General features: G+C 60.9%; 1 protein-coding gene. It reads left to right on the top strand.

Features of this window, described 5'->3' with window-relative positions:
- On the top strand, positions 1-14,640 hold a 14,640-nt coding region (locus tag K5D32_RS07735), incomplete at its 5' end, for a non-ribosomal peptide synthetase (protein ID WP_260407290.1).
- Positions 14,641-14,712: the final 72 nt, after the last annotated feature.

Genomic DNA, 14,712 nt, shown 5'->3' with positions numbered 1-14,712 from the left:
TTGCTGGCCGTGAAGCTGATCGAACGCATGCGCCAGCAGAATCTCAGTGCCGATGTGCGTGTGCTGTTTGGCCAGCCTAGTCTGGCAGCTCTGGCGGCAGCCGTGGGTGGTCAGGCACAGATCGTGGTGCCGGAAAACCTGATTCCCGAAGGTTGCGAGCGCATCACGCCAGAGATGCTGCCGCTGGCGGATCTGGATCAGGAAGCCATCGACCGCGTCGTGGCCAGTGTGCCGGGCGGTGTTGCCAATATTCAGGATATCTACGCACTGGCTCCGTTGCAGGAGGGGATTCTGTATCACCACCTGGCTGCCAGCCAGGGCGACCCCTATGTGCTGCAGGTGCAGTTCAGTTTCGAGGACCGCCAACGCCTGGAGATCTTTGCCCATGCCTTGCAGAGCGTCGTGGATCGTAACGATATCTTGCGTACCGCGGTGGTCTGGGAAAGCCTGAGCGAGCCGGTTCAAGTGGTCTGGCGCAAGGCAACCCTGGACGTCGAAGAGGTCGTGCTGGAGCAGGGCGAAGCGGATGTCTTGCAGCAACTGCAACAGCGCTTCGATCCACGCCACTATCGTCTCGACGTTTCACGCGCACCGCTGATGCGCCTGGCCTTTGCTGCGGATCCGGCCAATAAGCGCTGGGTCGGCATGTTGCTGTTCCATCACATGGCCCTCGACCATACCGCACTGGAAGTCGTGGTTCAGGAAATGCAGGCCAGCCTCACGGGGCAGACCGAGCTTCTGCCTGCCGCCGTGCCGTATCGCAACCATGTGGCCAATGCCCGGCTGGGCGTCAGCCGTGAAGAACATGAAGCCTTCTTCCGCGACATGCTGGCCGATATCGATGAGCCGACATTGCCATTGGGTCTGCAGGATATTCAGGGTGATGGCCACGGTATCGAAGAAGCGCATCAGGTTCTGGATGATGCCTTGAGTCAGCGTCTGCACACTCAGGCACGCCGCCTGGGTGCCAGTGCCGCGAGCCTGGTGCATCTGGCCTGGGCACAGGTGGTAGGACGGCTTGCCGGGCGTGAAGAGGTGGTGTTCGGTACGGTGCTGATGGGCCGCATGAGCGGCACTGCCGGTGCGGACCGGGCGTTGGGCATGTTCATCAATACCTTGCCGCTGCGCATCGATGTCGGCACTCAGGGCGTCGAGGCAGGGGTTCGTGCCACTCACCAACGCCTCTCTGCCTTGCTCGGCCATGAGCATGCTTCCTTGTCGCTGGCTCAGCGCTGCAGCGGTGTACCTTCGGCGTTGCCGCTGTTCAGCACGCTGCTCAACTACCGCCACAGTGCGGGTGAGGCGCCGGTATCCGAGGCTGTGGCAGCGTGGGCCGGTATCCAGACGCTGTCCATGGAGGAACGCACCAACTATCCGCTGACCCTCAACGTGGATGATCTGGGCGACAGGTTCATGCTCAATGCCCAGGCGGTTGCCGAGATCGGTGCGCAAAGGACCTGTGATCTCATGCAGGCTGCGCTGGTGAGCCTGGTCACGGCCCTGGAAGAAGCGCCGAATACCCATCTCAATCGTCTGTCGGTATTGTCCGAGGCCGAGCGCCGCCAGGTACTGGTGGCATTCAATGACACCCATGCGCCGTATCCGCAAACCCAGACCATTCACGGTCTGTTCGAGGCCCAGGTCGAGTGTACGCCGGATGCGGTGGCATTGGTCCATGGCAATGAACGCTTGAGCTATCGTGCGCTCAACGAACGCGCCAACCGTCTGGCTCACCATCTGCGCAATCAGGGTGTGCAGCCGGATTCTCGTGTGGGTATCTGTGTCGAACGCGGCGCCGATATGGTGGTCGGCCTGCTGGCGATCCTCAAGGCGGGTGGCGCCTATGTGCCACTTGACCCGGCTTATCCGGTAGACCGCATCGCCTACATGCTGAAGAACAGTGCTCCGGCAGCCATCCTGGCCCATACCGCCAATCATGAGCTACTGGCTACTTCGTCGGCACCGATCATCAATCTGGATCGGGGCAACTGGCTCAATGAACCGGCCGCCAATCTGCAGGTGCCTGGCCTCACCTCCAGCCACCTGGCTTATGTGATCTACACCTCGGGCTCTACCGGCTTGCCCAAAGGCGTGATGATCGAGCACCGCAACACGGTCAACTTCCTGACCTGGGCGCAGCAGGCGTTTGCGCCTGCTGTGCTGGCCAAGACGCTGTTCTCCACTTCGCTGAACTTCGACCTGGCGGTCTATGAGTGCTTTGCGCCGCTGATCTCGGGCGGCAGCATTGAAGTGGTCAAGAACGTGCTTGCTTTGCAGGACGGCGAGCATGAAGTGACCCTGATCAACACCGTACCTTCGGCACTGAAAGCGCTGCTGGAATCGGGCGGTCTGGGGCAGGGCGTGCATACCGTCAACGTGGCGGGTGAAGCGCTCAAGGGTGCGCTGGTTGAAAGGTTGTTCGCTGAAACCGGCGTCAAACGCCTGTGCAATTTGTATGGCCCATCGGAAACCACCACCTACTCGAGCTGGGTGGCCATGGATCGTGAAGACGGTTTTGCGCCGCATATCGGTAAACCGGTCGCCAATACCCGGTTCTACCTGCTGGACGAACACCGCCAGCCCGTACCGCTGGGTGTTCCGGGCGAGATCTATATCGGTGGTGCCGGCGTGGCTCGCGGCTACCTGAATCGTGATGACCTGACCGCCGAGCGCTTCCTGGACGACCCATTCAACGTCGGAACGAGGATGTACCGCACCGGTGACCTGGGTCGCTGGCTGGCAGACGGCAATATCGAATACCTGGGTCGTAACGACGATCAGGTGAAGATTCGTGGTTTCCGTATCGAGCTGGGCGAAATCGAAGCCAAGCTGGCGCGTCACGAGAGCGTGAAGGAAGCCGTGGTCATGGCGCGTGAAGATGTGCCGGGCGACAAACGTCTGGTCGCGTACTTCACGGCCCGTGTCGAAGGTGTGGATATCGAGGCGTTGCGTGAATACCTGCAAGCCTTGCTGCCTGAATACATGGTGCCGGTGGCCTACGTTGTGCTGGACGCCTTGCCACTGACGCCCAATGGCAAGCTGGATCGCAAGGCGCTGCCCGCACCGGATCTGCAGGCACTGGTCAGTCAGGGCTACGAAGCGCCTCAAGGCGAAATCGAAGTGGCGCTGGCACATCTCTGGCAGGAATTGCTGGGTGTCGAGAAGGTTGGACGCTTCGACCGGTTCTTTGACCTGGGCGGGCATTCATTGCTCGCCATTCGCCTGATTTCCCAGGTGAGACTGCGGCTGGGCGTCGAGTTGAGCCTGGCCGAACTGTTTACTCACTCAGAACTGTCGGCCCTGGCCGGATTGCTGGCCCAGGCGGGTCGCAGTGCGCTGCCGGATATTGTCAGGGTGCCTCGTGATGAGGATATTCCTCTGTCGTTTGCCCAGCAGCGCCTGTGGTTTCTGGCGCAAATGGAGGGCGGCAGCACGGCGTACAACATGCCAGCCGGCCTGCGTTTGCGCGGTGCTCTCGATGAAAACGCGCTGCAACAGGCGCTGGAGCGGATTATTGCCCGCCATGAAGCCTTGCGCACTCGCTTCGCCGTTCGTGAAGATCAGGAGCCTGTGCAACTGATTGAATCCCTTGAGAGCGGATTCACGTTTACCCGTGTCAACCTGCAGGCCAGCAACGACCGTGAGCAACAACTGCTCGCCATGGCTCAGGAGGAAGCCCTGGCACCATTCGATCTTGCCACCGGTCCCTTGATCCGTGGACGACTGGTGCGTCTGGGTGCCGAAGATCATGCCTTGCTGGTGACGGTGCACCATATCGTCTCCGACGGCTGGTCCATGAGCGTGCTGACCCGTGAGCTGACCGAGCTGTATGAAGCCTTCAGGCAGGGAATGGAAGATCCGCTGCCACCGCTGAGCGTGCAGTACGCCGACTACGCGGTGTGGCAGCGCCGCTGGCTCAGTGGCGAAGTGCTGGAAGCACAAAGCCGTTACTGGCAGCAGACCCTGGCCGATGCTCCTGCACTGCTGGCGTTGCCCACCGATAAACCTCGCCCGGCGCAACAGGACTATGCCGGTGCGACCCTGGGTATCGTGCTTGATGCAGCCTTGACCCAGGACCTGAAAGCCTTGAGTCAGCGCCACGGCACGACGCTGTATATGACCGTAATGGCTGCATGGGCCGTGCTGCTGAGCCGGCTTTCCGGTCAAGGCGACGTGGTGATCGGCTCGCCCATGGCCAACCGCATGCGTGCTGAAGTCGAGCCCTTGATCGGCTTCTTCGTCAACACACTGGCCGTGCGTATCGATATCGAGGATGACCCGGATGTCAGCACGCTGCTGGCGAGGGTCAAGGACCGGGTCCTGAGTGCTCAGGCCCATCAGGATCTGCCGTTCGAGCAAGTGGTGGAGGTTGTCAAACCGGTGCGCAGTCTGGCGCACAGCCCGGTATTCCAGGCCATGTTGAGCTGGCAGGATACGGGTGGGACAGCGCTGGAACTGGATGGTCTGGCTCTGGAAGGCATTGGTATTGCCAACACGGTGTCCAAGTTCGACCTTTCCCTGGACCTGAGCGAGTTGCAGGGCCAACTGGTCGGCAGCCTCGAATACGCCACGGCACTGTTTGGCGAAACCACCGTACGCCGTTATATCCGCTATTTCGAAAATGTCCTGCGTGGTCTGGTAGCAGGTGACGAGACGGCAATCACCCGCATTGAACTGCTGGATGCCGAAGAGCGTCAGCGCCTGCTGAATGACTTGAATCGCACACGCACAACCTACCCGCAAACCAGCACCGCTCACCGGATGTTCGAGGAACGTGCGGCTGCCCAGCCGGATGCCATTGCCGTGGTATGCGAAGGCGAGCGCCTGAGTTATGCGCAATTGAACCAGCGGGCCAACCGCCTGGCTCACACATTGATCGCAACAGGTATTGGCCCGGACGATCGGGTGGCGATCTGCGTGGAACGCGGTATCGATATGCTGGTCGGCCTGCTGGGGGTACTCAAGGCCGGTGGTGCCTATGTGCCGCTTGATCCGGCCTATCCGGCGGATCGCCTGCAATTCATGTTGCAGGACAGTCAGCCCAAGGCAGTCTTGAGCCATCGCGGGCTGGACCGGTCACTACCGCAGCTGAGCATCCCGGTTGTGTCTCTGGATAAACCCCTGAGCGGCGCAGAGTACAACCCTGAAGTCGAAGGCCTGAACGCCCGACATCTGGCCTATGTGATCTATACCTCTGGCTCAACCGGCAACCCAAAAGGGGTAATGATCGAGCATCGCGGGCTGGTCAACTATAGCCTTGACGCTGCGCGCCTGTTCGAGCTGACGCCTGAAGATTCGGTACTGCAGCAGAACTCCCTCAACTTCGACCTGTCGGTGGAGGAGGTTTTCCCAGCGTTGCTGGCTGGCGCGACCCTGGTCCCGACCCGTGACATCTTTGGCAGTGAAGGTCTGCAAGATGATGCCCCGAGCATGCTGCACATGACGGCCGCGCACTGGCATACCCTGGTAGGTGACTGGCACCACCAGCCGCACCTTGCAGCCAGGGCGCTGGCGAACGTGCGGTTGATCAACGTCACCGGCGATGCTTTGTCAGCACAGAAACTGCAATGGTGGCAGGCATTGCGTCCAGCCCATACCCAGTTGATCAATACCTACGGTCCGACCGAGGCGACCGTGTCCTGCACGACTGCCTATGTAGACAACACGGCTGTCAGCCACAACGTCACCATCGGCAAACCGATGGCCAACACCCGCATTTATCTGCTCGATGCACGGCAACAACCGGTTCCAGAGGGGGTGGCGGGTGAAATGTACATTGGCGGCGACGGTGTAGCCCGCGGTTACCTGAACCTTGAGCGAGTGAACGCCGAGCGCTTCCTGGCCGATCCTTTCAGCGACGAGCCTGACGCCCGGATGTACAGGACGGGCGATCTGGCGCGTCACCTGGCAGACGGCAGCCTCGAATACCTGGGCCGTAATGACTTCCAGGTCAAGGTCCGGGGTTTTCGTATCGAACTGGGTGAAATCGAAACCCGTCTCGGCGACTGTTTCGGGGTCAAGGAAGCCGTGGTCATCGCCCGCGAGGATGCACCGGGCGAGAAACGTCTGGTCGCCTATGTGGTGCCTCATGCAGGGCAAACGCTGACGGCGGCTGTACTGCGTGAAACGCTCGCGCCACAAGTGGCCGAATACATGCTGCCAAGCGCTTTCGTGATGCTTGAAGCAATGCCCCTGACACCGAACCGCAAGCTGGATCGCAAGGCGCTTCCTGCGCCGGAAGGTGAGGCCTTTGTCAGCCGGATCCACGAGCCGCCGCAAGGCGCGACCGAAGCCGCGCTGGCCCAGGTCTGGCAGCAATTGCTCGATGTGGAGCGGGTAGGGCGCAATGACCACTTCTTTGAGTTGGGTGGGCATTCCCTGCTGGCCATGCGTCTGATTGCCCATGTCAGGCAACGACTGGGTGCCGAGCTGCGCCTGATGGATATCTTCGCCCATCCGGTGCTGGAGGCCATGGCCAAGGGACTGGCCCAGGCGGCCCGCAGTTCCCAGCCTTCGGTGATCGCGGTTTCCCGTGATCAAGCCTTGCCGCTGTCGTTTGCTCAGCAGCGCCTCTGGTTCCTGGCACGTCTTGAAGGCGACAACCCGGCTTATCACATTCCGGCTGGCCTGCGCCTGCGTGGCGAGCTGGATGCCAATGCGCTGCAAAGTTCGCTGGACATGATCGTTGCGCGTCACGAGTCGTTGCGCACCACCTTTGTCCAGTTGCCGGGGCATGATGCCGAACAGCGTATTGCGCCGTCCGATATCGGTTTCGAGCTGCGACTGCAGACACTGGAGGGACAACCTGCTACCGAGCATAGCCTTGCGTTGCTGGTGGCCGAAGAGGCCCGAGCACCCTTCGATCTGAGTAACGGACCGCTGGTGCGTGGCCAACTGGTGCGCATGGCCAGCGATGACCATGTCCTGCTGGTGACTTTCCATCACATCATTGCAGACGGCTGGTCTTCGGATATTTTCACCCGTGAGCTGGGCATTCTTTATGAAGCGCTGCGCAACGGTGAAACCAGTCCGCTGCCGACTCTGACACTGCAATACGCCGACTATGCAATGTGGCAACGCTGCTGGTTGACCGCCGACGTGTTGCAACAGCAGACGGGTTATTGGCAACAGGCACTGGCTGATGCTCCGGCGCTGCTGAGCCTGCCTACTGACCGTGCTCGTCCTGCGCACCAGGACTATTCGGGGAATGCCGTCGGCCTGACGCTGGATCAGGCTCTGACTGAAGAGCTAAAGGCGCTGAGTCAGCGTCAGGGCACCACTTTGTTCATGACCGTATTGGCGGCCTGGGCCACGGTACTGGGGCGTCTGGCCAGTCAGGATGATGTGGTGATCGGTACGCCGGTGGCCAACCGTACCCGGGTGGAGGTCGAAGGCCTGATCGGTCTGTTCGTCAACACCCTGGCACTGCGGGTGGACTTGTCTGCAGACCCGTCGGTCGAGGCGTTGCTGCAACAGGTCAAGGCTCGCACCCTTGAGGCGCAGGCTCATCAGGACTTGCCGTTCGAGCAAGTGGTGGAAGCCGTCAATCCGGTGCGCAGCCTTTCCCACAGCCCGATCTTCCAGGCCATGTTGTCCTGGCAGAACGGCGCAGGCGAGGACCTGACTCTTGGTGACATGAATCTTCAGGGCGTGAATTCCACCAGCCGCAGCGCCAAGTTCGATGTGCTGCTGGACATGGCAGAAATCGGCGGTCGCCTGTATGGCTCGCTGGAATATGCAACCGCGCTGTTTGACCGGGACACCATCGAGCGCCACCTGGGTTACCTGGAAGCGGTGCTGCGTGGCATGGTCGCTGACAGTCATGCCGTCGTGACCCATATTCCGCTGGTCCGGGACGATGAGCGTCGGCAGTTGCTCGAAACCTTCAACGCGACCGCCGTGGAGTATCCGCAAGGCCTGACGTTGCATGGCCTGTTTGAAGAGCAAGTATCGAGAACGCCGGATGTCACGGCCTTGACGTTCGAGGGCACGTCATGGAGCTATGCGCAGCTCAACGCCCAGGCCAACAACATCGCTCATCGCCTGATCGGCATGGGCGTCGGTGTGGAGGATCGGGTCGCCATCTGCGTGGAGCGCAGCCTGCATATGGTTGCGGGCCTGCTGGGGATTCTCAAGGCGGGTGCCGGCTACGTGCCGCTGGACCCGGATTACCCTGCGGATCGACTGGCTTATATGCTGGAGAACAGCGCGCCGGTCGTCGTACTCAGCCAGTTGTCCTTGCGTGGCAGCCTGCCACACAGCAAATGCCCGATGCTGATGCTCGATGGTCAGGATCTGGATGGCCAGCCGGGCGATAACCCGACGGTTGCCAACCTGACAGACTCGAACCTGGCGTATGTGATCTATACCTCGGGCTCAACCGGCCAGCCCAAAGGGGTTATGAACGAACACATCGGTGTCGTGAACCGGCTCTTGTGGATGCAGGACGAGTACGGACTGGATGCGAGCGATGTCGTGTTGCAGAAAACGCCGTTCAGCTTCGACGTGTCGGTGTGGGAGTTCTTCTGGCCGCTGTTCAACGGCGCCCGTCTGGTGATGGCACGTCCGGGCGGTCATCGTGAGCCGGCTTATCTGTGCGACACGATTCAGGCTCAGGGTGTGACAACACTGCATTTCGTGCCTTCCATGCTGGAAGTCTTCCTGGCTCACGGCAATCTGGAGCGTTGCCACAGCCTGACCCGTGTGATGTGCAGTGGTGAAGCGCTGCCGGGGCATCTGGTCAGACGCTTCAAGGCACAACCGACCGGCGCCGTTCTGTACAACCTCTACGGTCCGACCGAAGCGGCCGTGGACGTTACTGCCTGGGATTGCAGCGGCCTTGAAACACCGGATAACACGCCGATTGGCAAACCGGTGGCCAATACCGGCATTTATCTGCTGGACAGTATCTTCCAACCGGTGCCATTGGGCAGTGCGGGTGAGATCTACATTGCCGGTGTTCAGGTTGCCCGCGGTTACCTGGGGCGTCCGGATCTGACCGCCGAGCGTTTCCTGCGCGACCCGTTCAGCAGTGACCCGGCAGCGCGGATGTACCGCACCGGTGACCTGGGCCGATTCCTGGCCGACGGCACGCTGATTTATCTGGGCCGCAATGACGATCAGGTGAAGATACGCGGCTTCCGTATCGAACTGGGTGAAGTGGCTGCACGTCTGGGCACTCATCCGGACATTCTGGAAGCGGTGGTCATTGCCCGTGAAGACGAACCGGGTGACAAGCGACTGGCGGCCTATTACACCGCGAGCCATGATCTGGAGGTCGAAAGCCTGCGCGGCTATCTGCTGGGCCTGTTGCCGGAATACATGGTCCCGGCGGCGTATGTAAGGCTCGACAGCCTGCCACTGAGTGCCAACGGCAAGCTGGATCGCAAGCGCTTGCCTGCGCCGGACCGTGACAGCATTGCCAGCCGCACTTACGAGGCACCGCAGGGCGCGACCGAAATCTTGCTGGCCGAGATATGGTCTGAACTGCTGCATGTTGATCAAGTCGGTCGCTTCGACCACTTCTTTGAACTGGGCGGGCACTCGCTGCTGGCGGTCACGCTGATCGAACGCATGCGCCAGGCCGGGTTGAGTGCCGATGTGCGGGTATTGTTCGGCCAGCCGACCCTGGCTGCACTGGCACAGGCCGTGGGCAGCGACCATGAAGTGAAGGTGCCGGAAAACCTGATTGTGGCGGGCAGTGAGCAGATCACGCCTCAAATGCTGCCGTTGATCGATCTGACTCAGGACGAGATCGACCGTCTGGTTACTGCGGTGCCTGGCGGTGTGGTGAACATTCAGGATATCTACCCGCTGGCTCCGTTGCAGGAAGGCATTCTCTATCACCACCTGGCTTCTGAAGTCGGTGACTCTTACCTGCAGCAGGCGCTGTTTACCTTCGAGAATCAGGAGCGTCTGGATGATTTCATCACCGCCTTGCGCGGTGTGATCGGGCGCCATGACATTTTGCGTACGGCTATCTTCTGGGAAGGCTTGAGCGAGCCCGTTCAAGTGGTCTTGCGCCAGGCTCCGCTGCCTATTGAAGTGGTCAAGCTGGACCCACGACAGGGTGCGCTGGAAAACCAGTTGCGCGAGCATTTCGATCCGCGTCATTACCGCATGGATGTACGCCAGGCACCGCTGCTGCATATGGCCTATGCCTATGACGATGAGCGGGATCGCTGGGTTGGCATCCTGCTGTTCCATCACATTGCTCTGGACCATACCGCGCTGGATGTCTTGCAGGCTGAAATGCAGGCGTTCCTGACGGGGCAGGAAGCACAACTGGACGCCGCGGTGCCTTATCGCAACTACGTGGCCCAGGCACGATTGGCTACACAAGCGCAGACACACGATGAGTTCTTCACGCAAATGCTCGGCGATGTCAGCACCTCGACACTGCCATTCGGCCTGCATGATGTGCAGATGGACGGCAGTGGCATCGAGCAGTTCCGGTTGGTGCTGGACGAGACGCTTGGGCAAAGGCTGCGTGCCTGCGCCCGGCAACTGGGCGTTAGCCCGGCCAGCCTGCATCACCTGGCCTGGGCACAGGTGCTGAGTCTGGTCAGTGGCCGCGAAGATGTAGTGTTCGGCACTTTGTTGATGGGCCGTATGCAGGGCGGTGAGGGTGCCGATCGTGCCTTGGGCATGTTCATCAATACCTTGCCGATCCGCATTGATATCTCTGCCCGGAGTGCGCGTGAAGCGGTACGTTCGACTCATGCTTCATTGGCTGCTCTGCTGGCTCACGAGCATGCTTCGCTGGCGCTTGCCCAGCGTTGCAGCGGCATCGAGGCACCGGCGCCGTTGTTCAGTGCCTTGCTCAACTACCGTCACAGCGGGGTGCAGGTCGATGCCCAGGCACAATCGGCATGGGATGGTATTCAAGGGCTGGGCGGTGAGGAGTGGAGCAATTATCCGGTCGCGCTGAACGTGGATGACATGGTCGACTCGTTCGTACTGACCGCCCAGGCCGTACCTCAGGCCGGAGCTGAACGCATCTGCGGCTACATGAACCGGGCGCTGTACAGCCTGATCGAAGCTCTGGAACGTACGCCGGACAAACCGGTTCATGAATTGCAGGTCTTGCCGCTGGCTGAGCGTCATCAGGTCTTGCTGGACTTCAACGATACCCAGATGGATTACCCTTCGGACCAGCCAGTGCATCGTCTTTTCGAGGCGCAGGCACGACAGAACCCGCTGGCCATTGCTGTCGAGCATGACGGTGTCCAGACGTCCTACAGCAGCCTCGACGAACAGGCCCGGCGTCTGGCCGGACAGCTATGGCACGAGGGTGTCAGGCCGGGTGATCCTGTCGCCATCCTGTTGAACCGTTCGCTGGAATGGCTGGTCAGCGCGCTGGCGATTCTCAAGTGCGGTGCGGTCTATGTCCCGCTGGACCGCCAGGCTCCCGAAGAGCGCTTGCGCATGGTTCTGGATGACAGTGCCGCTGTGCTGACTCTGAGCGCCGGGAACATGTCGGTCCCCGAGGGCATTCGCTGGCTGGATGTGACAGCTCCAGCGAGTACAGCCCTTGATGAGTCGGTTGAAACCGGTGGCAACGATCCGGCTTACATTCTCTACACCTCAGGCTCCACGGGGATGCCTAAAGGTGTGGTCGTGCCGCACCGTGGCATTGCACGTCTGGTCCTGAACAACGACTTCGCGCAGTTCACTGCACAGGATCGTCTGGCTTTTGCATCCAACCCGGCATTCGATGCCAGCACCCTTGAGATATGGGGCGCGCTGCTCAACGGCGGGCGGGTCGTCATTATCGATCACGAGAGCCTGCTGGACCCGAACCGTTTCGCGCAGATTCTGAAAGACTCTCAGGTCAGCGTGCTGTTCCTGACCACGGCTGTCTTCAACCATTACGTGAGCCTGATCGGTGATGCCCTTGCCGGGTTGCGTGTCCTGATGTCGGGCGGCGAGCGGGCAGACCCGCAGATGTTCGCCCGGATGCGCGAAAAGGCTCCTGCCTTGCAGTTGCTTCATGCCTATGGCCCGACCGAGAGCACGACCTTCGCCACCACTCATGAGGTCAGGGAGGTCGCGCCGGATGCAGCCATCCTGTCCATTGGCAAACCCTTGTCCAACACACGGGTGTATGTGCTGGATTCGCGACAAAAGCCTGTTCCCGTGGGCGTCGAGGGTGAAATCTGTATTGCTGGCGACGGCGTGGCTTTGGGTTACCTGAACCGCCCGGAACTCAGCGCAAAAGCGTTCCTCGATGATCCGTTCAGCCCGGGCGAAGGTGCCTTGTTGTACCGCACCGGCGATACCGGCCGCTGGCAGGCGGACGGGACCCTGGATTGTCTGGGACGTACCGACAATCAGGTCAAGTTGCGTGGCTACCGGATCGAGCTGGGTGAGATCGAAGCCAGGCTGAATATTCATCTTGCGATCAGAGAGGGCGTTGTACTGGCGCGTGAGTCGACTGCCGGAGGGAAATGCCTGGTGGCCTATTTCACTGCCGATGGCGACGTTGATCTCGAAGCGTTGCGAGCGCACATGCAGAACCAGCTACCGGACTACATGGTGCCGGCAGCTTATGTAAGGGTGGAAAAAATGCCATTGACTGCAAACGGCAAGGTGGATGTCAAAGCACTGCCGGATCCTGATGAACTGGCGCTGGTCAGCCGGGGTTATGAAGCGCCTCATGAAGGGCTTGAAAGCACACTGGCCGAGGCCTGGGCACACGTGCTGCAACTGGAGCGGGTGGGACGTCATGAGCGGTTCTTCGAACTGGGCGGCCACTCGTTGCTGGCGGTGCGTCTGGTCGGAGTTCTGACTCAGATCGATGCGCGCATCACTTTGTCCGAGGTCTTCGAGCACGACAGTGTCGCGGCCATGGCCGGGCTTATCCAGCAGCGCGGGGCTGGTCAGTCGGGAGAAGGAGGCGCAGTTCCCGTGCGTCGTAGTGGCACCCGTACGCCATTGTTTCTGGTTCATGAGTTCAGCGGTCTGGACCTTTACTTCCCGGCGCTGGGTAAACACATCGATCTCGATACGCCAGTCTATGGATTGCCCGCTCTGGCCTGGGGTGAGCCGCAATTGCAGACGCTGGAATGCATGGCAACCCGACTGGTCGGGCTGATGCGTGAGGTTCAGCCACAAGGTCCTTATCGTCTGGCGGGCTGGTCGTTTGGGGGTGTTCTGGCCTATGAAATCGCCAACCAGCTGATTGCACTCGAAGAAACGGTCGAGTTCCTTGGCCTGATCGACAGCTATTACCCGCGCCTCGTGGATCAGGGGCAGCAACGCTGGGCCGGCGAACACGGGCATGCCTTGCACTTGCTGGATCGTTGCGAGGTACTGAGCAATGCCGCCGGGCTGAGCAATGAAGAGCGTGCCCGTATCGCTGATGCTCTGGCGGCACTGCAATCGATGGCCCGCCAGGCAGATTTCGATACGTTGCTGGCCGCCTGCCGCGCACAGAATCTGTTGCCTGCGGAAATTGCAGTGTTGGGACGTGACGAGCTCTGGTCTTACCTGGATCGCGAAGTCGCTCATGGCCATGCACTTGCGAACCACAGCGTGTACCCGATTCCTGTACCGGTGCATCTGTTCGTGGCCGCTGAACGAGCCACGGATGCACCACTGCATGACGGGAACCTGGGTTGGGAGGCGGTTATGCCTGTTGCCCAGTTGCGTTGCATCTCGGTACCGGGTGACCACCAGTCCATGATGGAGGTGCCGCATATCGAGGTGTTGGGTCAGGCCATCAGTGCGGCGCTGGAGGATGGCGGGCCCGTTGGTCCGAACGGCGGTACATTCCATCCATTGCTGACGATTCAGTCCGGGCGTGCCGACCATGTGCCGGTGTTCTGTGTGCCGGGGGCCGGCGACAGTGTCACCGGCTTTATCGCCCTGGCCGATGCTTTCGGTCCGCATTGGCCGGTACACGGTCTGCAACCCAGAGGGCTGGATGGCGCGACAGTGCCTTTCGGTCTGGTGGAAGTCGCGGCCGAGGCGTACCTGAAGGCCATCGATTCGGTTCATCCCCACGGTCCCGTGCATCTTTTGGGGCATTCGTTCGGTGGCTGGGTGGTTTATGAAATGGCGGCTCGCCTCCAGGCCCAGGGACGCGAGGTTGCGTCTCTGACCCTGATCGACAGCGAGTCGCCCGGCGGCAACGGTGTGGTGGGCAAGCCTTATACGAGCAGCGGCGTCCTGAAGCGTCTGATCGAGGCGATTCAGTTGTCGTCTGGCAAATCATTGAACATCGATGCTGCGTCCTTTGCTGCCCAGAACGATGCCGGGCAGATGCGAATGCTGCATGCGGGCATGGTGCGCGCAGGCATTCTGCCGGCCCGCTCTCCGGTCACGGCAATGAATGGGCCGGCCCGTGCCTTCGGGGCCGCCTTGCGTACGCGCTACAAGCCGGTTCACCGCTACGACGGTCCGGTCCGGCTGGTACTGGCTGAAGACCCGACACTGGATGCCGCGAACAACCAGCGTGAGCAGCAATCGATGCTCGAAGGCTGGAAGTCCCATGTGCCGGACCTGAGCGTCTGGTACGGCCCCGGAAACCATTTCACGATTCTCAAGGACGGTCATGTGCAACGCCTCGCGCAATGGTGGCGCGAGGGACTCGCTGCCTCAGGCAAGGAAGTCAGCCCGAAAATGACCCTTAAATAACGGCCTCGACGGCAAGCATCGACAACCTTCATCCCGGCTGCCAGCCAGCCGGGCCTGTCCGTAACGTATTCG

Source organism: Pseudomonas cichorii (genome assembly GCF_019719005.1).
GTDB classification, from domain to species: domain Bacteria; phylum Pseudomonadota; class Gammaproteobacteria; order Pseudomonadales; family Pseudomonadaceae; genus Aquipseudomonas; species Aquipseudomonas cichorii_E.
This window is presented reverse-complemented; position numbering and strand designations above follow the sequence as displayed.